17 protein-coding genes are annotated in these 25421 nt (G+C 49.9%); 5 read left to right on the top strand and 12 right to left on the bottom strand.

The window, feature by feature from the left end; translation table 11 throughout:
• Positions 1–29 precede the first annotated feature (29 nt).
• The 3 genes from Q1Y74_RS06710 (at position 30) to Q1Y74_RS06700 (ending at position 4882) form a co-directional block, all read left to right on the top strand.
• Positions 30–1289, top strand: coding sequence for a phosphoglycerate kinase (locus tag Q1Y74_RS06710; RefSeq protein ID WP_300813195.1), 1260 nt, complete (start codon positions 30–32; stop codon positions 1287–1289).
• Positions 1290–1360: 71 nt separating this feature from the next.
• Entirely contained in the window at positions 1361–2392 is a 1032-nt protein-coding gene (locus tag Q1Y74_RS06705; RefSeq protein ID WP_300813162.1) for a porin, read from the top strand.
• Between the two features lie 294 nt (positions 2393–2686).
• Positions 2687–4882 carry a tetratricopeptide repeat protein gene (locus Q1Y74_RS06700; RefSeq protein WP_300813160.1) on the top strand — a complete coding sequence of 732 codons (2196 nt, stop codon included), beginning with the start codon at positions 2687–2689 and terminating at the stop codon, positions 4880–4882.
• 237 nt (positions 4883–5119) lie between these two features.
• Here Q1Y74_RS06700 and Q1Y74_RS06695 read toward each other — a convergent pair whose 3' ends face one another.
• The 5 genes from Q1Y74_RS06695 to Q1Y74_RS06675 form a co-directional block, all read right to left on the bottom strand.
• Positions 5120–5710 (bottom strand): Maf-like protein, encoded by a 591-nt coding sequence (locus Q1Y74_RS06695; RefSeq protein WP_300813159.1) that lies wholly within the window; start codon positions 5708–5710, stop codon positions 5120–5122.
• A gap of 21 nt (positions 5711–5731) precedes the next feature.
• Positions 5732–6262: an HAD family hydrolase gene (locus Q1Y74_RS06690; protein ID WP_300813157.1), complete on the bottom strand. Its 531-nt coding sequence runs from the start codon at positions 6260–6262 to the stop codon at positions 5732–5734.
• An 83-nt stretch (positions 6263–6345) separates the two neighbouring features.
• Positions 6346–7152, bottom strand: a complete 807-nt coding sequence (locus tag Q1Y74_RS06685; RefSeq protein WP_300813155.1) for a Rossmann-like and DUF2520 domain-containing protein — start codon at positions 7150–7152, stop codon at positions 6346–6348.
• Between the two features lie 16 nt (positions 7153–7168).
• The gene (locus Q1Y74_RS06680) at positions 7169–7504 is read right to left on the bottom strand and encodes a hypothetical protein (RefSeq protein ID WP_300813153.1); all 336 of its coding nucleotides are present in this window, start codon (positions 7502–7504) and stop codon (positions 7169–7171) included.
• Positions 7505–7506: 2 nt separating this feature from the next.
• On the bottom strand, positions 7507–8043 hold the full coding sequence (locus Q1Y74_RS06675) for a nitroreductase family protein (RefSeq protein ID WP_300813152.1): 537 nt from the start codon (positions 8041–8043) through the stop codon (positions 7507–7509).
• A gap of 187 nt (positions 8044–8230) precedes the next feature.
• Between Q1Y74_RS06675 and Q1Y74_RS06670 the strand changes: the two genes are divergently transcribed.
• Entirely contained in the window at positions 8231–9805 is a 1575-nt protein-coding gene (locus Q1Y74_RS06670; RefSeq protein ID WP_300813150.1) for an ATP-binding protein, read from the top strand.
• Positions 9806–9834: 29 nt separating this feature from the next.
• Complete coding sequence (locus Q1Y74_RS06665) at positions 9835–10818, top strand: GNAT family N-acetyltransferase (RefSeq protein ID WP_300813148.1); 984 nt, start codon at positions 9835–9837, stop codon at positions 10816–10818.
• A gap of 18 nt (positions 10819–10836) precedes the next feature.
• On the opposite strand, the gene Q1Y74_RS06660 is transcribed toward Q1Y74_RS06665, so the two are convergent.
• The 7 genes from Q1Y74_RS06660 to Q1Y74_RS06630 form a co-directional block, all read right to left on the bottom strand.
• Positions 10837–12897, bottom strand: coding sequence for an alpha-amylase family glycosyl hydrolase (locus tag Q1Y74_RS06660; RefSeq protein ID WP_300813147.1), 2061 nt, complete (start codon positions 12895–12897; stop codon positions 10837–10839).
• A 209-nt stretch (positions 12898–13106) separates the two neighbouring features.
• Positions 13107–14522: a DUF5115 domain-containing protein gene (locus tag Q1Y74_RS06655; RefSeq protein WP_300813145.1), complete on the bottom strand. Its 1416-nt coding sequence runs from the start codon at positions 14520–14522 to the stop codon at positions 13107–13109.
• 38 nt (positions 14523–14560) lie between these two features.
• On the bottom strand, positions 14561–15733 hold the full coding sequence (locus Q1Y74_RS06650; protein WP_300813142.1) for a SusF/SusE family outer membrane protein: 1173 nt from the start codon (positions 15731–15733) through the stop codon (positions 14561–14563).
• A 43-nt stretch (positions 15734–15776) separates the two neighbouring features.
• Positions 15777–17453: a starch-binding outer membrane lipoprotein SusD gene (susD, locus tag Q1Y74_RS06645; RefSeq protein ID WP_300813141.1), complete on the bottom strand. Its 1677-nt coding sequence runs from the start codon at positions 17451–17453 to the stop codon at positions 15777–15779.
• Positions 17454–17474: 21 nt separating this feature from the next.
• Positions 17475–20504, bottom strand: a complete 3030-nt coding sequence (locus Q1Y74_RS06640) for a TonB-dependent receptor (protein WP_300813139.1) — start codon at positions 20502–20504, stop codon at positions 17475–17477.
• 1080 nt (positions 20505–21584) lie between these two features.
• On the bottom strand, positions 21585–24059 hold the full coding sequence (gene galB / locus Q1Y74_RS06635) for a beta-galactosidase GalB (RefSeq protein ID WP_300813137.1): 2475 nt from the start codon (positions 24057–24059) through the stop codon (positions 21585–21587).
• Between the two features lie 59 nt (positions 24060–24118).
• Positions 24119–25279, bottom strand: coding sequence for a glycosyl hydrolase 53 family protein (locus tag Q1Y74_RS06630; RefSeq protein WP_300813135.1), 1161 nt, complete (start codon positions 25277–25279; stop codon positions 24119–24121).
• Between the last annotated feature and the right edge of the window lie 142 nt (positions 25280–25421).

Genomic DNA, 25421 nt, shown 5'->3' with positions numbered 1-25421 from the left:
TACTTGTAACACTTTTAAATAATTAGAGTATTATGACAATTGATCAATTCAACTTTGCCGGCAAAAAGGCATTCGTCCGTGTAGACTTCAATGTGCCCCTGGACGAAAATTTCAACATCACAGATGACACCCGTATCCGTGCCGCTCTTCCTACTCTGAAGAAGATTCTGGCCGACGGCGGTAGTTTGATTATCGGTTCTCACCTCGGCCGTCCGAAAGGTCCGACTGACAAGTTCTCCCTGAAGCACATTCTGAAGCACGTATCCGAACTGCTCGGCGTTGAAGTACAGTTTGCCAACGACTGTATGGGTGAAGAAGCTGCCGTAAAGGCTGCTGCCCTGCAACCGGGTGAAGCTCTGTTGCTCGAAAACCTCCGCTTCTATGCAGAAGAAGAAGGAAAACCCCGCGGTCTGGCAGAAGATGCAACCGACGAAGAGAAGGCTGCTGCCAAGAAGGCCGTTAAGGAAAGCCAGAAGGAATTCACCAAGAAGCTGGCTTCTTACGCAGACTGCTACGTGAACGATGCATTCGGTACCGCTCACCGCGCACACGCTTCCACAGCATTGATCGCCAAATATTTCGACAAGGACAACAAGATGTTCGGTTACCTGATGGAAAAGGAAGTAAAGGCCGTAGACAAAGTGCTGAACGACATTCACCGTCCTTTCACTGCCATCATGGGCGGTTCCAAGGTTTCTTCCAAGATTGAAATCATCGAGAACCTGCTGAACAAGGTAGACAACCTGATTATTGCCGGTGGTATGACCTACACCTTCACCAAGGCTATGGGCGGCAAAATCGGTCTCTCTATCTGTGAAGAAGACAAGCTCGACCTGGCTCTCGACCTGATGAAGAAGGCCAAGGAAAAAGGCGTGAACCTGGTACTGGCCGTTGACGCCAAGATTGCCGACAGCTTCTCCAACGATGCCAACACCCAGTTCTGCAAGGTGAACGAAATTCCCGACGGTTGGGAAGGTCTGGACATAGGTCCTGAGACTGAAAAGATTTTCGCCGACGTTATCAAGGGTTCCAAGACCATTCTGTGGAACGGTCCTACGGGCGTATTTGAATTCGATAACTTCACACACGGTTCACGTGCAGTAGGCGAAGCCATTGTAGAAGCAACCAAGAACGGTGCCTTCTCACTGGTAGGCGGTGGTGACTCTGTAGCTTGCGTCAACAAGTTTGGTCTCGCCAGCGGCGTTTCTTATGTTTCTACCGGTGGTGGCGCTCTGCTCGAAGCCATCGAAGGAAAGATTCTGCCGGGCATCGCTGCTATCAACGAATAATAAGGTATAAGAATCTCACACAAGGCAGCTCTTTGCAAAAAGGGTTGCCTTTTTTTAATAGAATCACTACCATGAAACCCATCCTGTTTTCCTGCTTCCTGCTGTTGGGCGCGTGTGCCCTGAAAGCGCAAGAAGCCAAACCCAAAGACAAAGACATCATAAACACCCTGAAAGAACGCATTACCCTGCAGGGATATACCCAGCTGGGATATACCTACGATGACTTTGGAGGAGAGAAGACCAACACCTTCGACATCAAGAGAGTCATCTTCATGGCCCGTGGTAAGATTACCGACAAGTGGTCATGCTACTTCATGTACAGCTTTGCCAACACGGCCAAGATACTGGAAGCCTATACCGAATATAATTTTCTGCCCGGACTGACCGCTCGCGTCGGACAGTTCAAAACCCCTTATACTTTCGAGAACCCGCTCTCCCCCTGCGTCGTGGAACTCATCAACTGTTATGCACAGTCCGTCAACTATCTGGCAGGCATCGACAACAGTGACCCCCTGTACGGCGCAAACAGCGGACGCGACTTGGGCCTGATGATTTACGGCAACCTCTTCAATGACCTGCTGACCTACAACCTGGCCCTCATGAACGGACAAGGCATCAACGTCAAGGACAAAAACAACCAGAAAGACATCGTGGGAAGCCTCATGGTGCACCCGCTGGAATGGCTGTCGGTAGGAGGAACTTTCATCAAAGGAAAAGGATGTGCGGTAGCTACCTCCAGCATCAACCCGGACATTGCCGTCGGTGATAACTATACACGCAACCGCTGGTCGGCAGGCGCCGTTGTCAAAAGCAAGATTGTAGACCTGCGCACCGAATACCTGGCCGGAAAGGACGGAAAAGTGAAAAGCGAAGGCTACTACGCCACCGCGGCGCCACACATCCTGCCCCAACTGGACCTTATCCTCTCATACGATTTTTTCAACAGGAACAAGGCCTTAGCCGACAAACAGACCAACTACGTGGCCGGACTCCAATACTGGTTCTACCCGCAGTGCCGCCTGCAAGTACAGTACACCTACTGCGACCGTCACAGGGGAGAAAGCTCCAACCTGCTTCAGGCCCAGGTACAAGTACGCTTCTAAGAAACTCAAGTTTCGCAAATGCGAATTGAAAATCGGCGAAGCCAAACTCGCAGGAGTTAAAGGAGTTAAAAGGAGTTATCGCCCACCAAGGCGGGCTAAGGAGTTAAAGCCGATAGACAAGAAAATGAAGAATGAAGAATGAAGAATGAAGAATGAAGAATGAAAAATGAAGAATTTATTAACCATTTACCATTCATAAAAGGTATTGGCTTAACTCCTTAACTTCTTAACTCCTTAACTACAACCGATTAATAAACTTGCGAAACTGAAATAAAAAATACAAACGAAAGGTTTATGAACGAACAATCCATCAAAGAGCAATACCAACAGATAGTCAAGCTGTTAATACAGAAAAGGTTGAAGGAAGCCCAGGCTCAGCTGGAAGCCTTTCTGTGGGACAGCGGAGACTGGGAACAGCGCACCCGTCTGGAACAGAACCAGACAGCCTACCAGTATATGCTGCAATACATGAAGCAGGGCGTCAACGACCCGGCCCGCCAGCGGCTGTACACCCAACTGCTGTCCGAAGCCTGGGAGATAGCCGACCAGACCCGCATCAGCCTGCTGGACAAGGCTTCAAGCCGCTATTATAGCTTCCAGCGCAACAGCCGCAAAAGGAACGCTACCGCACCGTCCATGACAGAGAGCCTGAAGACGCTGGAATCTTTCCCCGACGACATGGCCATCTGCCAACTGATGCCCGACAACCAGCAAGGGCTGGAACAGACCCTGAAACGCCACGAAGACGCAGAACAGCAGCTGTTCCTTTCCACCTGGAGCAACAGCGCATGGAGCACTGCGGAAGAAAAAGAAGCACACTCCATTCTGGAGTCCGAGCTGTTGCCGCCCAATGACCTGTGCCTGTTCACCAGTGCCGTCACGCTCAGCCTGATGGAATGTTTTGATACCCGCAAGTTCACCTGGCTGCTGGATGCCTGCCGCCACACAGAAATACATACTTCGCAACGTGCACTGGTCGGAATAGCTATCGCGCTGCACTGCCATCCGAACCGCCTGTCCCTCCATCCCGACCTGACTGCCCGCCTCTCGCTGCTGGACGAAGACGGCAAGCTGGGCAAGGACCTGACACGAATCAACATCCAACTGCTGCGCAGCAAGGAAACCGAAGAAATAAACCGGAAGATGCGCGAGGAGATTATCCCCGAAATGATGAAGAACATGAACATCATGCGCAACATGAAATTCGGCTTCGAAGATCCGGCCGACGGCGAAGACCGCAATCCCGAATGGGAAAAAGCGTTCGAGCACTCCGGCCTGGAAAACAAGATACGGGAAATGAACGAGCTGCAGACCGAGGGGGCAGACGTGTACATGGCCACCTTCGCCCAACTGAAAGGTTATCCCTTCTTCAAACAGCTGCCCAATTGGTTCCTGCCCTTCGACACACAGCACTCCGCCGTCATTCGCGAATTCGGGATGAAACCGGCCGGCGGCCAATCCATGCTTTCACTGATTCTGCAAAGCGGATTCTTCTGCGACAGCGACAAATATTCGCTCTGTCTCACCATGTCGCACATCCCCCAGTCGCAAAGGGACATCATGCTGAACCAGATGACCTCGCAAGACCTGAACGCACTGATGGACGAGAGCAAGTCCGCCAGCCTGAAGCAGCAATCCCTGCGGGCCGAAGTCGTCAGCAACCTGTACATCCACGACCTCTACCGTTTCTTCAAGCTGAACCCTTACCGGAATGAGACACGAGACATCTTCAAGGAAACCATAGCCCTGCACAACATTCCTGCCCTGAAAGATATACTTGGCAAGCCCGAACTGTTGAAAGAAACGGCCGACTTCCTCTTCCGGAAAGAGCACACAGCGGATGCACTGGAAATCTACACAGAAATAACAAACACCGACCAGGCAGACGCCGAGACATTCCAAAAAACGGGCTACTGCCTGCAAAAGGAAAAACGGTATAAAGAGGCTGTGGACGCCTATCGGAAAGCAGACCTGCTGAAACCGGACCAGATATGGACCATCCGTCACCTGGCAGCCTGCTACCGACAGATGAGGGACTTTACGACCGCACTGGAATATTACAAGAAGACCGAAGCCATGCAGCCGGAGAACCACAACACGCTGTTCTTCATCGGAAGCTGCCTGGCCGAGCAGAAATGCTACGACGAAGCCTTGCAATACTTTTTCAAGCTGGACTTTGTGGAAGAGAACTGCGTAAAGGCCTGGAGAGCCATCGGGTGGTGCTCGTTTGTGAGCGGCAAATATGAACAGGCCGCCCGCTATTGCCGCAAGCTGCTCGACCAGGAACCGCTTGCCAGCGACTATCTGAACGCCGGACATGTGGCATGGAGACAAGGGAACCTGGAACAAGCGGTAGAATATTATGGAAAAGCCGTACTGACAAGCGGCAGCAGGACAAGCTTTCTGGAAATGTTCAACAAGGACCGAGAGACACTGCTGGAACAAGGCATTGCCGAAGAAGACATCCCGCTGGTGCTCGATATGGTATAGCCCCCGAACCCCAAGTGCCGGAATCGGATTTCGGCAATCTTGGACAGACCGCCTGCAAGCGGTCTTTTTTGGGGCCTGAAGGCCGGGGTTCAGACCCTGCTTGCACGGTCCGTACTCCGTGCTTGCATGGTCCGTACTCCGTGCTTGCATGGTGCGCGGACCGTGCAAGCATCCTCCGGGGACCGTGCAAGCACAAGAATGCGCCTCATGCCTGCAAGGCCGGGAGCCATCCGGATATCAGAGTTCCGGAATCTCCTTCAGTTCCTTGTACAGCCGCTGGACGGGCAGGCCCATGATGTTGAAATAGCTGCCCGAAATGTATTCCACGCCGACAAACCCAATCCACTCCTGCACCCCGTAGGCGCCCGCCTTGTCCATGGGGGCGTAATTGTCCACATAATAGCTTATCTCCTCTTCATCGAGTTGGGCAAAGCGCACTTCGGTCTGCGCCGCAAAGCTGCGCTGCCACTGCAAGGTGGTGATGCACACGCCCGTAAAGACCTCGTGCGTACGCCCGGACATGGCCCGCAGCATCCGCAAGGCATCTTCACGGCCTGCCGGTTTGCCAAGCACCTGACCGTCCAGCCAGACGATGGTGTCGGCCGTAATCATCAGCTCATCGGGTTTCATCAGAGCCCGGTAGGCATCCGCCTTCTCGCGTGCAATGTAAAGGGGGATGTCCGCACCGGACAACGTGTCGGGATAAGACTCATCCACATCGGGCAATGTACGCACTTCGTAAGAGATGCCCAATCCTGAAAGCAACTCCTTTCGGCGGGGCGAGTTGCTTGCCAATATCACTTTATAGTTTTTCAGTTTCTCAAACATATACGTCGTCTTTACAGATTCTTACCACCCGAAAGCCTTTTCGTCGGCCATCCACAGGCCGTGTACTTTCAGGAACTGTTCCACGATGTCGCGTCCGCAACCGTAACCTCCGTCGGCGTGGGAGATGTAGCGGGCCACCGCCTTCACTTCGGGCACAGCGTCTTTGGGACAGCAGGGCAGTCCGCAGGTGCGCATCACTTCCAGGTCGGGGATGTCATCGCCCACATAAAGAATCTCTTCATCCTTCAGGCCGTAACGGTCTCGGAAATCCCGGTAGTCGTGGATTTTCACCGAAGAACCCAGGTAAATATTCTCGGCAGCCAGGCCCAGCGAAAGGAAACGTTTGCGAACAGCCTCTGTCTTTCCGCCGGAGATGATTCCCAGCAACACCCCCTGCTTGGCGGCCAGATGCAGCGAATAACCGTCCTTGATATTGACGGTGCGCATCGGCTCACCCTCTACGCTCATGGGGATGACGTTAGCACTCAGCACCCCGTCTACATCGAACAGCAATGCCTTTATCTGCTTCAAGTCGTAATTAATGGTACTCACAACAATTCTATTATTTCTACGAAACAGGCACCGGAAGGGCACTCACACTCAAGGCACAATCCACGCCTGATTCCCGTTTCACATCATTCTGTCTTCGCCGCCCGGCCTTCGGCCAGGCTGTGGATGCTTTCGCTCAGTTTCCGATAAATATCACCAAGCACAGGCTCGTCGGCCAGCATCCCGAGGTGTCCGTCCATCACATTCCGGTCGTAGCGGACAGCCGGTCCGGTCTGTGCCTCCCGCGGATCCAACTGGTGCACTTTGCGTGCCGTTTCGTCTATCAGCGGCAACATGACGTCAAACGGCAACCCATACTTGTCCAGCAATTCGGCAGCCAGGGCATACATGTGATTGGAGAAATTGCAGGCAAACACGGCCGCCAGATGCAGGCTCTTGCGCTGCGTGGAGGTAGCAGAGAACACCTTGCCGGAGAGGACGGACGCAATGCCGCTCAGGAAGCGCTCCCCTTCCTCCGAACAGGCTTCAATGAAAATGGGGATGGTGGCAAAATCCACTTCCCGCCGCTTGCTGAAGGTCTGCATGGGGTAGAACACGCCATATCGCGCCACCTTTCCCTTCCATATATCCATCGGGATGCTTCCGGCCGTATGCACCCAAAAGGCGTTCTCCCTACCGGACACAATCTCGGGCAATCTGTCGGCCAGGGCCGCATCCTTCAGGGCAACAATGTAAAGAGCCGCATCCGGTACAAGGGCCGAAAGCTCATCCGTAGCACTTGCGCCAACCTTCCGAGCCAACATCCGGGCCGCCTCCAGCGTACGGCTGTAAACCTGGACAATGCGAAAGCCCTTGGCATAAAGAGCTTTCGCCAGATGGGTAGCCAGATTGCCGGCACCCACCATCACTATCGGGGTATGTTCTGTTTCCATCTCGTTCACAACAAATTCAGCGTGTAGCCAGCCAATACAATATGATTCCCACCACCAGCAGAGCCAACGGAAGGATGTAGGCGGACATGGTTCCCACAAGAGCCGTTATCAGACCGAAGTTCAAAATAAGCCACAGGGCGGCCAGAACCAGCCCCACCGACTTGTCGCGCTTGAACAAAAGAAAGACTATGGCCGTATAGAGCAGGAAATTATCCTTCCGCATCACCCACGGCAGCCCCAATGAGGAAAAATGCACCAGTTTGTCCACCAGATAAAGTACCCCGAAGAGTATCAGCGTGACAGCGGCCGCCTTATAAGTATCTCTGTTGTTATTTGCTTTTGCCGCACTCACCGTTATTTCCCTCCGTATTTGTTCAAATGGATTTTCTCCCATTGCAGATGCTCTTCGTTGAAGGGTTTCCGTTCCATTCCCTTATGCCCGATGGCAATGACACTGAGCACCTGCAGCTGCAAGGGAATGTCCAGCAAACCGTGGATGTATTCGTCCGAAGGCATCCCAGCGGCCGTATAGCGTTCGCGCACCTGTACCCAGCAACTGCCCAACCCCAAATCCTCGGCCTGCAACTGAAGATAGATGGAGGCGATGGACGCATCTTCTATCCACACATCACTGGCCAGAGGGTCGGCTGTCACCACAATGGCCAGGGCGGCATCGGCAATGAACTGCGAAGCCTGCTCCTTGCAGTGCGAGAGTCCTTTCAACGTTTCCTTATCGTCCACCACCACAAACTGCCAGGGATTGCTCCGCTTGGACGAAGGAGCCATCAGGGCCGCCTTCAACAACGCCACTACCTCGTCCTGCGTCAACTCTTCGTCCGTAAACTTCCGCATACTGCGGCGTACCTTTATCAATTCACTGAAACTTTCCATATCGTTTTCATTTGTTTTAAGTGGTGGCAAAGATAGAGATAACTAACTACTTTACCCAATTTTCACCAGACGTTTTTGCTCCGGAAAGACGAAGGACAACCGGCTTGCGTCAATTATCTTTCCCCAATTTGGCAAGTTCTTCATTTAATCTTTTATCTTTGCAGAATCGAACCAAGCATGCAAAGTTATGAAATATCCCATCGGAATACAGAGTTTCGACCGCATCATCGAAGAAGGTTATGTCTATATAGACAAGACAGATTTGGTTTATGAATTGGTACACGAAGGTAGCATTTATTTCCTCAGCCGTCCGCGCCGCTTCGGTAAGAGCCTGCTGGTGTCTACCCTGAAGAACTACTTCGAGGGACGCAAGGAGCTGTTCAAGGGACTGGCCATTGAGCGGCTGGAAACCGCGTGGGAAACGTATCCGGTGTTTCATGTGGACTTCAACGGCTCGGACTTCACGCAGGCGGGTGTCCTGGAGAAACGTCTGAACGGCTATGTGTCCGACTGGGAGAAGGCCTACGGACTTCCCTCGGAACAGGGAATGCTGGACTTGGGAGGCCGTTTCATCAAGGTGCTGCGTGCAGCCCACGAGCAGACGGGCCGCCGCGCTGTGGTGCTCATAGACGAATATGACAAGCCGATACTCGATGTGTTGGACGTTGACACAGAACTGGAAGACCGTCACCGCAATGTGCTGAAAAGCTTTTATTCCGTCTTCAAGGGAGCAGACCAGCACCTGAAATTCGTGCTGCTGACGGGCGTGACGAAATTCTCGCAGGTGAGCGTGTTCAGCGGCTTCAACCAGCCGAAGGACATCAGTATGGATGCCCGCTTCGAGACCCTATGCGGCATTACACAGGACGAAATCGAACACTATTTCCTCCAACCCATCGCCGATATGGCCGTGGACTACCGCTGCACGCCGGAAGAGATGAAACAGCGTCTGAAGGAGCACTACGACGGCTATCACTTCAGCGACCGAATGACAGACGTGTACAATCCTTTCAGCCTGCTCAATGCCCTCGACAGCCGCCGGATGTATGACTACTGGTTCCGCACGGGCACGCCGACCTACCTCATCCGCCTGCTTTCCCACTTCAACGAGAACATGAACGAACTGACGGGCAAGTACTACGCGCTGGAAGAGTTCATCGACTATAAGGCGGACGTGGAGAAACCGCTGCCCATGATTTACCAGAGCGGTTACCTCACCATCAAGGGCTATGATATGGATTTCAATACCTTCCTGCTCGACTTTCCCAACAACGAAGTAAAGAGCGGCTTCCTGACCATGCTGGCCGCTTCCTACCTGAAGCCTTCGGAGAGCACGGGAGTGTGGGTGCGCGATGCGGTCACCGCCATGCGCCGCGGCGAGGTGGAGAGAGTCCGCACACTGTTCACTTCCTTCCTGGCGAGCATCCCCTACACCATGCGGCGCAAGGAGAACGAGGCGGAACGGGAGCGTTACTTCCAATACACGTTCTATCTCATCATGCGCCTCATCAGCGTCTACACCGTCTACGTGGAGAAGGTGCAGAGCCTGGGGCGCGTGGACTGCATCGTGGAGACGCCGCAATACGTCTACCTCTTCGAGTTCAAGCTGGACGGCACGGCAGCCGAAGCCTTGCAGCAGATAGAGGCGAAAGGCTATGCCCGCGAATATGAATCCGACTCCCGCACCATCTATAAGATAGGTGCCGCCTTCTCGTCCGAAACAGGTACAATTACCGACTGGGAGTGCATGACAAACGAATAATGGTATATGAGAATATAAAATTGCAGGCTATGCCGCTGAAACTGACCACCTATTACCGCGGAAGCAAAGTGCCCGACCTGCCCGGCACCAATACCTTCCACTCCACAGAGCTTTTCCACATCTACGAAGCGACGTCGGGATATTCGCCTATCCTCATCGTGGCCTCACAGGACGGGAAGCCTGTGGCCAAGCTGCTGGCCGTTCTGCGCAAAAGCAGCCGCCTCTTTCCACCGGCCTTCATCCTCAGATGCGAAGTCTACGGCACGGGAGAATACTTCGACGAGACGTCCGACAAGGAGGCTATATTCAGCGAAATGCTACAACGGCTGACCGTCGAGGCCCTACGGAATTCGTTCCTCATCGAGTTCCGCAATCTGGAGAATGCCATGTTCGGCTACAAGTCCTTCCGTGACAACCGCTATTTTGCCGTCAACTGGCTACGCGTGCGCAACTCCCTGCACAATGCAGACCGGGTGGAAGCCCGGTTCAGCCCGTCGCGCATCCGGCAGATTAAGAAGGGATTCAAAAACGGCGCCCAAGTGAAGGAAGCACACACGCAGGAGGAAATCAGACAATTTGCCCGCATGCTGCACAAGAACTATTCGTCCAAAATACGGCGCCACTTCCCCAGTCTGAACTTCTTTCAGCAACTGGAAAAACAAATGACGGAAAGTTCCCGGAGCAAGATATTCATCGTCACATACAAGGAAAAGATTATCGGCGGCAGTGCCTGCATCTACTCCGACGACAATGCCTATCTATGGTTCTCGGGAGGAATGCGGAAAACGTATGCCCTGCAATATCCCGGCATCCTGGCCGTATGGAAAGCGCTGGACGACGCCAAGCAACGCGGTTACCGCCATCTGGAGTTCATGGACGTGGGCCTTCCCTTCCGCAAGCACGGTTACCGGGAATTTGTACTCCGCTTCGGCGGAAAACAAATCAGCACCCGGCGTTGGTTCCGCTTCCGCTGGAAGTGGCTCAACCGGGTGCTGATGTGGATTTACGAATAAGCAGGTTCTCTGCCAGACCTATTTCAAGATAAAGACTACCGAGGCATATCCACCCATCTTCAACTGCGTCTGCCCGTCGCTCTCCGTCTGTTTCACATCGCCTGAGACAGCGACCGCCTTCTCCACCTCGTCCGTCAGCGGGAATTGCAGTTCTGCACTTCCAAAGTTATGCAATACAAGCATTTTCTCACTGTCTTTCGTCATATACCAGGCTGCCAAGGCTTCATAAGTTCCGTTGGCATCGTTATATACAGGATGCCTGCTCATGGTTCCTTCGGCCAAGGCCGGATAAGTGTTACGCAACTGCGCAAAGGTGATATAAGTATGCAGCAACGAAGCCGCATCCGTCTGCTGTTCCGTCACCGGACGTACCGATGAAGCCACTCCCACATCCACCTTGTCCGTATAGGCTGTGGTCGAAGCATCTCCCCACAACATGGGACTGCGCACGTACTCGTCGCCGTTTGTCTTGGTACCATATAACCCCAGTTCCTCGCCATAATAGATGTACGGACTGCCTGCCGCCGTCAGCAGTACGGCAGCGGCCAGTTTGCACTTGGCAGCCGACTTGCCCAACTTGGAAGCCGTACGGTCCTCGTCGTGGTTGGAGAGCTTGGTCGCTTCAATATAGCCGGAGCGATAGGCGGCATACTCCTGCTGATAATCCATGATGTCCTTGGCAAAATAGCGGCCGGTACCGTTATTGATAGCCCACTCCAACCGATACCAGAAGGAGAAGTCAAACAAAGCCGGCAAACCCGCATAGTAGGGTGCCACTTCGTTGTGTTCCGAAAGCACTTCGCCCACCATGTAGAAGTCGTCCGCCTTACCGGTCTGCTTGTAGTAGGCGTTCATATCGTCGTAGAAAGTTTTCAGAAAACGCGGATTTTCATCGGACGTGGCGTTGTGGTAGATGTGCTTCACGGCATCCAGGCGCAATCCGTCCACACCTTTGTCCACCCATCCCTTGGCAGCATCTGCCATGGCCAAGTAAGTGGGATTGGTGGCAACCTCAGTTACCGGACCATAGTTCAGGTCGGCAAACCAGTCGGTATAGAAGTGGGAATGATAGTACCACAGGTTCATCGACTCAAACAGGATGTCGGCAGCCGTCTTGTTGTCCAGCGCAAACGGTTCGCCCATCTTCACCTTCGACGATTTGGACGGAGCGCCATATTTGGTTCCCCCATCCCACGTCGTGTTGCTGGTACGTATCAGGAAGCCCCAACTTGAGGCAAAGTCTACGGTCAGTTCATAGATGCCGTTGCCACGGTCATAGAACTTCTTGCAAACCTCATCGCCATAATACAAATACTTGGCGCCGGCGGTACCCGCATCGGGATTGTCCGCGTCGGGTGTTTCGGCTTCGGTCACGGTCACTGTGGGCTTCGAAGCGTCCGACCAGTCCAGCACAAACCGGTAGCATCCTTTCACCCCGGCATCGGCCGTTGTGGTGGCAAACCACTCGCCGGCATTGTATCCCGCTGCCCCTTCGGTCGCTATCATGGCTATGTTTCCGGCAGCGATGTCTGTGGCCGGATCTTGCGAAAACACATAGTAGTCGCGATATTCGCTGTCTGGCGACGCTTTGGCACTGACAAACCACGGATGGTCTTTCCCCGTGTGGTTCATCACATAGTCCAGATAGACCTTGATGTTCCGTTGATGGGCCTCGGACACCAGCCTCTCAAAATCGGCCATCGTGCCATACTGCGGATTAACCGCCGTATAGTCCGTCACGTCATATCCGTGATAGGACATGGCCGGATGAATGGGCGACAGCCAAATGGCACTCACCCCCATCTGCTGCAAATAGTCCAGTTTGGATGTAACACCATTCAAGTCTCCACAACCATCCCCGTCACTGTCTGCAAAGGAATAAACCAGCAATTGGTACGAAATATCAGCCCGCTTCCGGTTGTCCCACTCATCGGGAGTGGCGGTCAAAGTCATCCATTCTTCAGTCGGCTCCGGTTCCGGTTCAGGAGTCGGTTCCGGGATGGGGTCATTGCTGTCCGAACAGGCGTAGAAGAAGGAGAGCAACATACAAAACAAGAAAAAAGACAAAGATTTCTTCATATCATTAGATTTTAAATGTTAATTCAAAGATAAGCAAGTCTTCATTGTTTCAATAAATATGATGACAAGAAAAAGTAAGTCTTAACCTGAAAACGTTTGCATGAAATTACTGGTAACCAATATTTAGAAAGCATAGGCACCAAAAAAAGTCCTCTTTCAGACACTATTCAATGCAAGAAAGAGGACTTCTTATAATCATTCAAAAAGAATTACCTGTTGACTATTTTTCCACTTATTCTATCAACTAGCTGGTTCAATTGTACAATAGGATAAAGGTTGATCGTATACTTACCGGCTGCAACCGCAATATTTCCTCCGTTCTGGGTAGTCAGCTGTTCTGGAGTTCCTCCCCAGCTGATTGTCCAATCATCATTTGCACGGAATTTAATCTCACCATCTGTCAAATCTGTTGTAATGGTCCAACAACGATTTTCAATGCTGTAAGTCATATCCGTATCGCTGTCCCATCCGCTCGGAGTGGCACTACCAATAATACCTATTGCAATAGGAGTCAAAGTATATGTCTTCTCATTCAGGTCTACCACTACCTGATAGAAACCTTCGGGCTCAGTGATCGTGATATTGGCAGCATCAGGAGCCGTGCTGAAATCGGCTCCGTAATTCGTACCATCCCAATTCGGCTCGGAACTGAACTTAAATCCATTCTGATTGAGATACATATAACCTGTATAAATGTTGTTGAACTCCAGGCTTGCCAGCATATCGACATGGCTCCAGCCATTAACGTCGCCAGCCATATAAAGATAAGCTGTTGCCGGAGCTACCGAATAAGTATAGTTAACGACATCAAGCGTAATGATGAAATGACCAGCTCCTGCAATAGCTGGAGTTTCTACTTTATACTTATCACCTGTCCATACCACAAAGTTTTCAGTCTTTGTATCACCATTGACGCGACATCCCATTTGTACAGCATTGGCAGCATCCCAGCCACCGTTCACATCATAAGCTGCATAGAACTTGAAATAGCTGGAAGCTTCGTTGGTTGTCTCTACAGTAACCTGATATACGCCTTCTTTATTGGCAACTGGTGTCATAGCCATTGGATTAGCAGGATCCCATCCTGTAAAGTCACCCAACAAAACATAACCACCTTCACTAATAGCAGGAGTTGAAATCGGAGTCAGTTTGGCCTGAGATGTTCCGGAAACGTTGACAGCCTCACCACTCTTCAGCTTGGCAGCCACGTTCATGTTAACATCAAAAACCCGTTCCACATGAGCACGACTGAAAAACGCATCGCGTACTACAGAATCCAATTCCAGCGTATTGACTTTCACATTGCCATCCCTGACAGTAGCATTGATTGTCAGTCCATTAATATTGATGCTGTTCAATTTGATAGAAGCCACATTGGGATTTGTAGAAGACAAAGACGCGATTTCGACAGAATCCGTTGCCTGCAATTCCTCAGCTACCGTTTCATAAAACTGATCCATATCAACCGTAGCACCGGCTCCGGCCGCAAAGCTGATTTCATATTTAGCAGCCGGATCTTCGGGAGAATTGGATTGGGGGTTAGCCCAATCCGTATAATCTTCCGTACAAGCCCCTAAGGCAATTCCCATAAGGAATATACTTGTAAATATCTGATTTTTCTTCATAATGTTTATTTCCTTTAAAAATAAGATTATCATTCAGGTTACTTCACCTCACCTTTTTCTATAGCGTCCACACCCGGTGTGCCAATAGTGAGATACAGTTTCTGGCCGGCTGCCGGTTTAACACTATACTCTGTTCCCATAGTTTCTTCCCAGCTATTAGGAATATTGTCATTACGCCAGAACAACTTACCATCAAACAGAGTAAATTCAGTACGCCACCATTCAAACTCAGCAACCTTCACATAAGCTCTCATTTCACCTCCACCTATAAATTCAGGAGAAACCCAGACACCAGTATCATCAGCGGGTGCTGTGAACTTCAATGCAGGATCGGAGTCTGTCCAGGAAGAAGTAGCATTACCAATGATATAAAATGCTGTTGGATGTACATTCAGTGTATAATTGATAGACTCACCATCAATCTTTGCCTTAAAATAAAGCACATACCATCCACCATTAGCCACTTTTATATTACCGCCATTGTCAGATAATCCGGCATCAGCTACATCATTATACAGATTGATGTCAGCATAACCCAACCACTGTTCAGGATAAGTACCCCACTTAAATTCGCCACCTTCCGGGATATAAACAACAGTAAAGTAGTTACCAGGCAAACCGTACACCGGAACTAATTCTTTCCATGTACCCCACGGTGCTCCAATGCTCGAACCTGCTACGTAAAGTTTCTCGGGCAATGTGATGCTCGGAGCCTGATAAGTAGCTACAACTTGTATTTTTATGACATTGGAATAACAATGGCCCTTATCCAAACCGTTGACGTTGGCATGCAAACGCACATACAAATCTTTCACTTCACCTGAAGGATATTCTACCCCCTCATTGGCTTCCAAGAACATATTGACAACCGCATCATTCAGCCTGCTCCCCGAAATTTCAATAACAGTAGACGAAGAACTTGTCACAACCTTATAAACAGGATTTTCCCCACTAAAATCTTCAAAAGAGATCTCCAAATCATAATTCGTTGCCAAAGGTATGCCACCATAATCAGGCTGACTGGTAGTAAATGTTATTTTATCGGCAGCCAACAGGTCAAGTACATTATTGGCAGCATTTGCCGGCATATTCAGAACAAAGCCTGTGGTATTCTCTTGGAATGTCGGATTACTGTCCAAATCTTTTTCACAAGAGATGAACAATACCATACATAGAATGGAGAGCCACATTCCTGACAGTATATTTTTCATAATCATATAATGTTTTTTACTAATTCAACAAATAATATCCTTATTAATAGCCTTCATTCTGGCTCAAGTTCTCATTTCCTCTAATGTCATCAGCAGGGATAGGATAAACTTTAAAATAATCAGCTACACTTTTACCTTCGGCTACACCACCCTTAAAATCCCAAATGTACTTGTCTCCGGTGAATAATCCGAAACGGTTCAAATCACTGCGACGACGTCCTTCCATATAGAATTCACGGCACCATTCATCAATAATAAATTGTTCGGTAATAGTTGCCGGGGTAGAAGCGCCAGCACGGTTACGCAATACTTCAATGTCAGCACGTGCCTGTTGCGGATCACCAGTCAGACGATACTTGGCTTCTGCACGAGTCAGATACATTTCAGCATAACGAATCAAAGGTATATCCACATCCGGGAACTCAACATGCGAAGTAGGAGCACCATCGGTACGAATATTACTCCACTTTACGATAGAAAGACCTGAGTTGAAACCAGTAATCTGCTCAAACTCAATGCTACGAAGTCCACCGCCACAACCGGAATAAAACAATGCACGATCATCATTGGCCTTACGTTGCACATCCTTAGTGGTAGTACCGGCAGCCTCATCAAGTGCTATGATATCTGCTTCTGTAGAGTTATCCGGTGCCTTTTCTGTTGCCAACGGACAATCATCAAGATTAGAAAAGAATTTCTTAACCAAAGCTGCTCTAGCAAAGTTACAACTCCAACCGTTATTGGTTCCCATGTAAGGCATTCCGGTAATACGAGTAGAACTAACCAGATAATTGGAACCACTATAACATTTCGTTTTCACGCCATCCTGACGAATAGGCAAGATGATTTCCTTCATGGCCTGGGGATTCTCGTCATTATCCGCCATGAACACCTGTTCATAACCAGTATAACCATTCTTGTCCGCTGTTGAAAGTTCATATTTACCCTCTAACAAATTACAATAATCAATTGCCTTCTGGTAATCCTTCACTGCACCGTTAGTATAAACTTCCGAATTGAGTGCCAAACGAGCATGAAGCATATAGGCAGCACCTCTATCCGCACGACCGAAATTAGAGCTATTGTTAAACTCACCCACCTCTGCCATTTGAGGTTCTATTTCTGTAAGTTCCTGATCAATCCAGTCATAAAGTTCCTTACCAGCTTTTTCTACCGGTAACTCATAAATATCATAAGTAGTTTTGAAAGGAGCTTTTCCCCACAAATCCAAGAAATACCACAAATGAAGCGCACGAAGGAAACGTACCTCAGCACGATAAAGCTTATATTGCGGATCTTCTGCCTTTTCTTCGGTATTGGTCAGATAGAAATTACACAAGGTAACATCAAATGCCAAACGTTGAAATGCCCACTGTACACGAGGTGATGAAGAAGTCCACTCAATGTTAGTTATTTGAGGAATATCAGCATCTGTCTGCCATGCCCAAACACATTCATCGGTACACAATTCCTGCAAATTGAAAGTCGTACGATAGAAACCGCTTTCACCTTCATCACTACTAATGTCTCCATTACCTGCAGGGCCTCTTTGTCCGGTTAAGCCAAGCGTACCATATATTTTGGCCAGCAATTCCATATCGCCATAACTGGAACTGGACTGCGGGTCAATGGATGAAATATTCAAGTCGTTGATACATGATGTGGTCACTCCGCCCATCAAAAGAGCTGCAAGGACCGTCTTCATAAATATATGTTTCATATTATTTCGAATTAAAATGGATTAGAAATTAAGGCTTAGTCCCACTTGGATACTGAAAGGACGCGGATAAGGATTAGAATCGATACCGCTTGACACTTCAGGGTCAATACCTTTATATTTAGTTATGATAAACGGATTCTGTGCTGTAAGGAAAGCACGTCCCGAACATGTCTCACGCCCCGCAATTTTGAACAAAGCCGGGAAAGAGTAACCTAATGTAATATTGGAACATTTCAAGAAAGAGGCATTGCGGACGAAATAATCACTCAAATAGTTGGTATTACCTGCTCCCGTACCCGTAAATCCTAACTCTACAGCCTCAGGGGTGGTGTTATGGAGGGTACTGTTGGTGTACAAACCAGCCTGACTGACCATAGCCCGATTGGAGAGGAAGTCATAATATACATAGTTACCTATCGAAGCACGGAAAGACATGCTCAAATCCCAGTTTTTGTATAGGAATTTAGTGGTAAGACCCATAATGACATCAGCTGCAGGTTTCTTATAGAAATAGCGGTCACCGTCGTCAATGCGACCATTACCATCACGATCCACATACATTCCTTCAATAGGCTTCCCATTTTCGTCATAAACCTGTTGATAAACAAAGAAGGAATTGGTAGATTCGCCTACAGTATTCGCTTGTATCAATGTATTGTTACCACGGCTAATCTTTGTACCAGCCCAAGTATAATAACCTTCGTCACCATCAACCAAATCAGTTATCTCATTATGATTCCAAGAAATGTTGTAACTAATATCCCAAGTAAAATCCTTAGTTACGATGGGCTTTGCATTGATGCCGAATTCAACACCATAGTTCTTCAGAGAACCGATATTTTTAGTCAGCTGAGAACCGAACTGCATACCAACCGGAATCGTAATCGAGTTCAACAAATCAGTTGTTTTACGATAATAACCATCAATATTAGCCGTAATTCGATTATTCAAGAATGCTACATCAAAACCTGCATTATAGGTCGTTGTTGTTTCCCATTTCAAATCCGGATTGTAAGCAGACGGACGCATCGTATTATAATAAGTATCTCCAAAAGGATAAAGAGCGAAAGAATCACTGGTTGTATAATGGGTTACATAACCAAAATCAGAATTGATATCTTGCTGACCAGTCATACCCCAGCCCAAACGCAATTTAAACTCATTCCACCAAGTAAGATCTTTCATAAATGCCTCTTCGTTAATCTTCCATGCCAAAGCCACCGAAGGGAAATAGCCCCATCTATTATTTTCAGAGAAACGAGAAGAGCCGTCGGCACGGAACGTGGCCGTAAGCATATATCGGTCAAGTAAAGTATAATTCAGACGTCCAAAATACGAAACCAAACTATTGTGAGTGGCCCACGCCTGTTCTTCGCGTAGTTTGGCATCATGAGGTTCGCCTGTATACGGGTCAGTTCCTTGACCGTAATTGTAGCCGCTGCGATGAAAGTGACTTTCCTCACCACCCAACATGATATCAAAGTTATGGTCACCTACTTTTTTTATATATTGTGCATAGGCATTGGCAGTGATGCTATACTTATAAGTTTGAGTCACACCGTCCCAACCATAATAATTGTTTGAATAAGAATACTTAGAAATCACATCATCCTGCTTACTTTCCGTATACTGACCACCATAACTGGCATGCAATACCAAATCTTCAAAACCATGGATTTTATAGTCTACCTCGATATTGCCGGTAAAGTCATTTGCCGCAGCCTTGATGCTCTTTTGCTGCAAAAGCGCTACCGGGTTTTGCGGTGCATTAGGATTATTTGTATATTTCCATTCTGCATTAAAATCTTTAGGAGCCTGAGAATACTGATAGTAACCGTCAAAGAAAGGAGCACGCTCGTCATCTGCATCAAAATAGACCGGCAACGTGGGATCCATGGAAAGAGCAGCACCAATGGCTCCTCCGGCATCGGCATAACGGTTTTTCTCATACATATATTTGGCATTGACTTTAACATTCAGATGGTCGTCAAAGAATGAAGGAGAAAGATTCAAACCGACATTGGCACGACGCATCCATGAAGTTTCAACAATACCATCAGAAGAATTGTAGCCCAGACTTAAACGATAAGGAATGTTTTTCACACCTCCAGATATAGATACGTTATGGCTGTGAGAAATGGCTGTACGGAAAATCTCATCCTGCCAATCCGTATTGGCATTACCCATACCGACTTCACCGGCTTTGTCTCCCCAAAGCTCTCCAACAAGCCCACGAAACTCATCAGCAGTCAAAACATCGTATTTTTTCTGAATCATAGAAATCGTCATGTCACCATTGTATGATACGGAAGGCGCAGCTCCACTTTTCCCTTTTTTAGTGGTGATAATGATGACACCGTTAGATGCACGACTACCGTAAATAGCCGTAGCCGAAGCATCTTTCAATACAGTAAAACTTTCAATATCGTTGGGATTAATCATTGCCAACGGATTACTCATACCGGTAGGGGTATTGTTATCAATAGTCAAACCGTCAATAACAATCAAAGGATCATTGGAAGCGTTCAAGGAAGACCCACCACGTACACGGATTTGAGCTCCTGCACCAGGAGTACCACCTGCTGTAATCACATCTACACCCGGTACCTTTCCAACTAACATGTCTTGTGCACTGTTTGTAATACCTTTACTAAGCTCATCTGGTTTAATAGCCGTTACCGAACCTGTTAAATCATCCTTTTTCGTCCGACCATAACCTACAACTACCACCTCGCTCAGCAACTCGGAATCGTCCTGCAAAGTCACCACTACCGAAGGGGCGGCAGCCACTTCAACAGTTTTGTAACCGATAAACGAAACCACCAATGTAGCTCCTTGGGGAACGGTCAAAGTGAAATTACCGTCCAAGTCGGTAATCGTACCGTTAGAAGTATTACCTTTTTCTACAACATTTGCGCCGACGACACCGCCCAAGGCATCCTTCACATGCCCTTTCACGGTAATCGTTTGTGCATAAGCGCCTACAGACAAGAACACCCCTAAGATTAGGGTAAGAATCGTTCGATAGATTCTAAGATTAACTTGCTTCATGCATCTAAAAAATTAAAGTTAACAATAAATATTTATTTTATCGAATAGAGTTCGACGTCTCTCGCACAGGAACATTACGTACAGCCCACTGCGCAGCAAGACAAAAGTATAAGTTTATCGTTTAAGTCTGTCCGCAGAACTGTTAAAAGGCACCTATGCAACAATGCAATCGTTTGCATCAAAAGAATGCAGGAAGAGGATTATCGCAAATACCGCTGCCCCTACATCCCACGAATACATTCGAGAGGCTGTCCGAAAACCATTTGGTATGTTAAAGGTTTCACGCGCACAGTTTACACCATCCGGATAAAAAGAGGGGAGAAGTCCCTTACGCCTCTTGCCCCGATTTTGGATACCGAGCCGGGAGCAGAATGTGGAGACGACATCTATATAGTCATAAATACAGACATCACACGAAGACGAAAGCACCTGCACGACAAGATTTATCCATTTCCGGCTATCCGCCTTGCCTCCATTGGCGCCGAAGGTCGCCTACTATTAGGGCGAAGGTCGCCTACCTTCGATGCGAATGTTGCCTACTATCAATAGAAGCACCACAATCAAAAATATAAACGGCTGATTTCCAATAATTTAAAAAGATATCTCATTTTCCCTCAATTTGTAAGCTTTCCCGACTTATCCAACACACATCCGCCGATAACAATATCTGACACGCATATCGGCACGCCTATTTTTAGTAACCAGCCACGTTCCGGGTGAACTCCGTCTATTTCACCAAACATTATCCACTAGAAGAGATGCTTGTATATATAGAATAAATTTCACCTTCAGCATACACACCATCCCCCAGAAGCATCAGATACGGTTTAACAAATTCTGCTCCGTATTTGAAAGTCCCTGATTAGCGCTCCCAAGTCCATAGTCAGGCGGCTAAAGTCCATAGTTAGCACCCGGAAAGTAGATAGTAGCAAGAACGGGAGTACAGGAATGTTTCAGCAGGATATTCCCTGTTTCTTGACACATTCCCGTACTCCCGTTCCGATGCTCAGAACGCCTCTGTTTATTTACATAAAGAGTCCGTTTCTGACATGAAGAGTATTTCCTAAGAAGAGAAAGCCGTCAGCGGGCAACCTCCAACTGCAGCTTGCCCGACTTCAGTCCGCGAGCCTTGGCCTCGAACACCAGCGTTCCAGCTTCGGTCCCGCTCTGCACAATGGCCGTCAGCTGTCCGCTAAAGGCGTGCATACGGGGCAGGTGGAACAGGTCGAGGCAGGTGGCGTCGCCGTTGGCGGCTGCCCGATAAGTGCCTGCCCCCTTCACCGTGAAACTGACCAGACGACTGTCTGCGGGACACAAGTTCCCGTCCTTGTCCACCACGCGAACCGTGATGTAGGCCAAGTCTTTGCCGTCCGCAGTGAGTTTCATCCGGTCAGCCACCAGTTCCAGGTGATGGGGCTTGCCGGCCGTACGCACCACCTTTTCGTCCGCCGCCTTGCCCGTGCGGTCATAGGCCACGACTTTCAGTTCGCCCGGTTCGTAAGGCACATCTGTCCACATCAGACGGTAGCGGCGCTGCAGCCACAAAGAGTCCTTTCCCTGCAAGGCACGCGCCTCATCGGCCGTCAGTTTGCGTTGCCTGCCGTAGCTCTTTCCGTTGACAAACAGCTCGGCTTCGGGATAGTCGGTATAGACAAAGACCGGCGTGTTCTCCCCTTCCCTGCCAGGCCACGTCCAGTGGGGCAGCACGTGCAGCGTATGGGCCTGACGGTTCCAGATGCTGCGGTAGAGATAGTAGCGGTCTTTGGGCAGGCCGGCCAGGTCTATGATGCCGAACACGGAGCTGTGGCTGGGCCATGCGTCGGTGTCGTAAGGCGAAGGTTCGCCCAGATAGTCGAAACCTGTCCAGACAAACTGACCGATGGTCCAGTCGTAATCGTCGGCCAAGGCAAAATCCTCGTCGGGCACGTTGGACCACGAACAGGCTTCCAAGTCGTAGCCGGAGGACTGGTGGTCGTCGTACATGGCCTGCTTCTTCAGTTCCGCAGGAAATTTGTAAACTCCCCTCGAACTGACAGTTGAGGCTGTCTCCGACCCAAGTACAATGTTCTGCGGCAGTTTCTCATAAGTCTCCACATAACGGTGCGTCCGGTAGTTCAGGCCGGGCACGTCGAGCATGGCCGCAAAGCCGTTGGACAGCACACAGGACACCTGGTCCATACCGCAGGTGACAGGGCGCGTGGGGTCTTCACGGTGGCAGATGTCCTGCAGGAATGAAGCCACCTTGTAGCCCTCAGGACTGCACTGGGTGGGCACCTCGTTGCCGATGCTCCACATCACCACGCTGGGATGGTTGCGATACTGACGGAGCATGTTCACCATGTCGCGCTCGGCCCATTCGTTGAAGTAGCGGTGATAGCCGTTCATGCACTTGGCGATGTCCCACTCGTCAAAAGGCTCGACCATCATCATAAAGCCCATTTCGTCACACAGCTCCACCAATTCGGGCGCAGGCATGTTGTGGGAAGTGCGGATGGCGTCACAACCCATATCCTTCAGCAGCGTCAGCTGGCGGCGAAGGGCGGCACGATTCACGGCGGCTCCCAACGGGCCCAAATCGTGGTGGTTGCATACGCCCTGGAACTTGCGGTGTTTCCCGTTCAGGAAAAAGCCTTTGTCCGCCACAATCTCAATGCTGCGGATGCCGAAACGGGTAGTATATTCGTCCACCTGACGGCCATCTACATACAATTTGGAAACTGCCATATATAAATAAGGTGTCTCGGGCGACCAGAGTTGCGGTCCGTTCACCAGGAAGTTCTGCTCGAAAGGCTGCCCGTGACTGATTTTACAGGTGTTGTCCTTACTGGCCACCACTTTGCCTTCGGGCGAAAGGATGTCCGTCACCACCCGCACCGCCTTCTCGCCTGCCCCCTCCACGGTCGTCTTCAGGCAGACGGAAGCATAGTCGGCAGCCACATGGGGAGTGGTCAGCTGGGTACCCCAAACAGGCACATGCACCGGCTCCGTCACCACCACACGCACGTTGCGGTAAAGCCCGGCTCCCGGATACCAGCGTGATGATTGGGGACGGTTCTCCAGCCTTACGGCCAACAGGTTGCTCTTGCCATCCCTATTTAAATAAGGTGTAACGTCGCAGTGGAAAGAATTGTAGCCGAAAGGCCAGAAGCAGGCTTCCTGCCCGTTGACATACACGCGTGCCTCGCTCATGGCACCGTCAAAGACCAGTGTCACCGGCTGGTCGGCAGGGGCATCGAAACGGGTGCGATACCAACCCACGCCCACGTAAGGGAGTCCACCCGTACGGCCGGTTTTCACCGAGGCCTGTTGCTCGAAGTTCTGCGTCACAGCCACTTCCTGCAGGTCGTGACTGCGGTCGAAGGGACCGTAGATGGCCCAGTCGTGAGGCACCGTCACCGTCTGCCAACGGCTGTCATCATAAGTGGCCTGTACTGCCTCGGGCACATCACCTTGATGAAATCTCCAGTTCTTTTCCAACAGGGTTTCCGTCCGCTGGCCCAATGCCAGCAACGGTAAAAGGGCACAGCCCAAACACACCATCCATTTTCGTTTCATATCGCTTTCTATTCAAAAGTTTTTAAGGTTCCTGAAATCAGAATTCTGAAATTTGATTTTTAAAAGTCCAGGAAAGCATCCATTATCACCGTAGGCTTTCCGTCCTCGGTAAACGCCCCCAGTCTGTATTGGCTGGGCTTGCACTCCGGTTCCCAGTAGAACACGCCCCGACAACGGCCGTCCGTGTTATCCCGGCATTCTTTCAGGATGCGCGCCAACTGTTTGTACCCTTCCTGCAACACGGTCTCTCCGGCCAACTTTCCCTGATTGTCCGCACACTCCATGCCCGTCTCCACCAGCATCACATCGCAACCGTATCGGGCACTCACGGCCTTGATGTTGGCAATGCAGTCCGTAATGGTCTTTTCGGCCGTATATTCAGGTTTGTCCTGCATGGTCCAATAAGGATAGAGCGACATGCCTATCAAATCCCATTTGCCCCCGTTCTTCTTCAGTTCGTCGAAGAACCAGGTGTACAGTCCGTTGTCATAGCCGTTGTCCAGATGGACAATGACTTCGGCATCGGGAAAGACAGACTTCACCGCATCATAACCCGTATTGACAAAGGCAGCCAGATTGGCCCAGTTGGCAGGATATTTCACGGCCGTCGAGGTGCTGCCCGAGTCTTTCACGTCACACTCCCTCACGTCATACGAAGCCCCGCTCAACGATGCATCCTCGTCCCACAACATGCCCGGCCTGATTTCATTGCCCACCTGAACCCAGCGGGGAGTTACCCCTACGGCCTTCAAGGCATTCAGCACGTCCACGGTGTGAGCCTCAAGGGCCGCCTTCAGTTCGGCAAGCCCCAGTCCTTTCCAGGCAGCCGGCTTGTGCTGCTGGCCCGGGTCGGCCCACCAGTCGCTGTAATGGAAGTCCACCATGACGTCCATTCCCAGGTCCTTGGCACGCTTGGCCTTCACAACCAGGTCTTCCTTATTACACCAGTTGTCGTGAGCGGACGGATTGACCCATACCCGCAGACGCACCGCATTCAGTCCATATTCCTTCATCAATGCCGTGCATTCGCGTTCCTGACCGGCAGCGTTATAGAAACGATGTCCCTGCTGCTCCAACTCGGTCACCCAACTGATGTCTGCTCCCTTTACAAAACCGTCCTCCGGCTTCTGACCTTCCTTCTGTGAGTCATTGCCGCCATTACAGGCAACCGCCAAAAGGGTTGCTCCCAACAAAATAAATCTTCCGAAAAAATGTTTCATAGCATTTCTTTTTATCTGATTTGTGCAATTATATCCGCAAATATAAGGTATTTTGACAGATACTGCACCCATCACAACTCTTCTTTCCGTTTTCCATGAACATGCAATCGTTTGCACAATGTTCCAAACCAATAATTCTCAA

Origin of the sequence: uncultured Bacteroides sp. (assembly GCF_949298305.1) — a bacterium.
Taxonomy (GTDB): domain Bacteria; phylum Bacteroidota; class Bacteroidia; order Bacteroidales; family Bacteroidaceae; genus Bacteroides.
The sequence above is the reverse complement of the archived record's forward strand: the minus strand, read 5'-3'. Positions and strand labels throughout refer to the sequence as shown.

Excerpts from the sequence above, each read along its gene's own strand:
- Q1Y74_RS06700 (WP_300813160.1), top strand. The coding sequence starts at position 2,687 with ATGAACGAACAATCCATCAAAGAGCAATACCAACAGATAGTCAAGCTG.
- Q1Y74_RS06660 (WP_300813147.1), bottom strand. The coding sequence starts at position 12,897 with ATGAAGAAATCTTTGTCTTTTTTCTTGTTTTGTATGTTGCTCTCCTTC.
- Q1Y74_RS06685 (WP_300813155.1), bottom strand. The coding sequence starts at position 7,152 with ATGGAAACAGAACATACCCCGATAGTGATGGTGGGTGCCGGCAATCTG.
- galB (WP_300813137.1), bottom strand. The coding sequence starts at position 24,059 with ATGAAACGAAAATGGATGGTGTGTTTGGGCTGTGCCCTTTTACCGTTG.
- Q1Y74_RS06640 (WP_300813139.1), bottom strand. The coding sequence starts at position 20,504 with ATGAAGCAAGTTAATCTTAGAATCTATCGAACGATTCTTACCCTAATC.
- Q1Y74_RS06655 (WP_300813145.1), bottom strand. The coding sequence starts at position 14,522 with ATGAAGAAAAATCAGATATTTACAAGTATATTCCTTATGGGAATTGCC.
- Q1Y74_RS06695 (WP_300813159.1), bottom strand. The coding sequence starts at position 5,710 with ATGTTTGAGAAACTGAAAAACTATAAAGTGATATTGGCAAGCAACTCG.
- Q1Y74_RS06630 (WP_300813135.1), bottom strand. The coding sequence starts at position 25,279 with ATGAAACATTTTTTCGGAAGATTTATTTTGTTGGGAGCAACCCTTTTG.
- susD (WP_300813141.1), bottom strand. The coding sequence starts at position 17,453 with ATGAAACATATATTTATGAAGACGGTCCTTGCAGCTCTTTTGATGGGC.
- Q1Y74_RS06650 (WP_300813142.1), bottom strand. The coding sequence starts at position 15,733 with ATGAAAAATATACTGTCAGGAATGTGGCTCTCCATTCTATGTATGGTA.
- Q1Y74_RS06670 (WP_300813150.1), top strand. The coding sequence starts at position 8,231 with ATGAAATATCCCATCGGAATACAGAGTTTCGACCGCATCATCGAAGAA.
- Q1Y74_RS06675 (WP_300813152.1), bottom strand. The coding sequence starts at position 8,043 with ATGGAAAGTTTCAGTGAATTGATAAAGGTACGCCGCAGTATGCGGAAG.
- Q1Y74_RS06705 (WP_300813162.1), top strand. The coding sequence starts at position 1,361 with ATGAAACCCATCCTGTTTTCCTGCTTCCTGCTGTTGGGCGCGTGTGCC.
- Q1Y74_RS06665 (WP_300813148.1), top strand. The coding sequence starts at position 9,835 with ATGCCGCTGAAACTGACCACCTATTACCGCGGAAGCAAAGTGCCCGAC.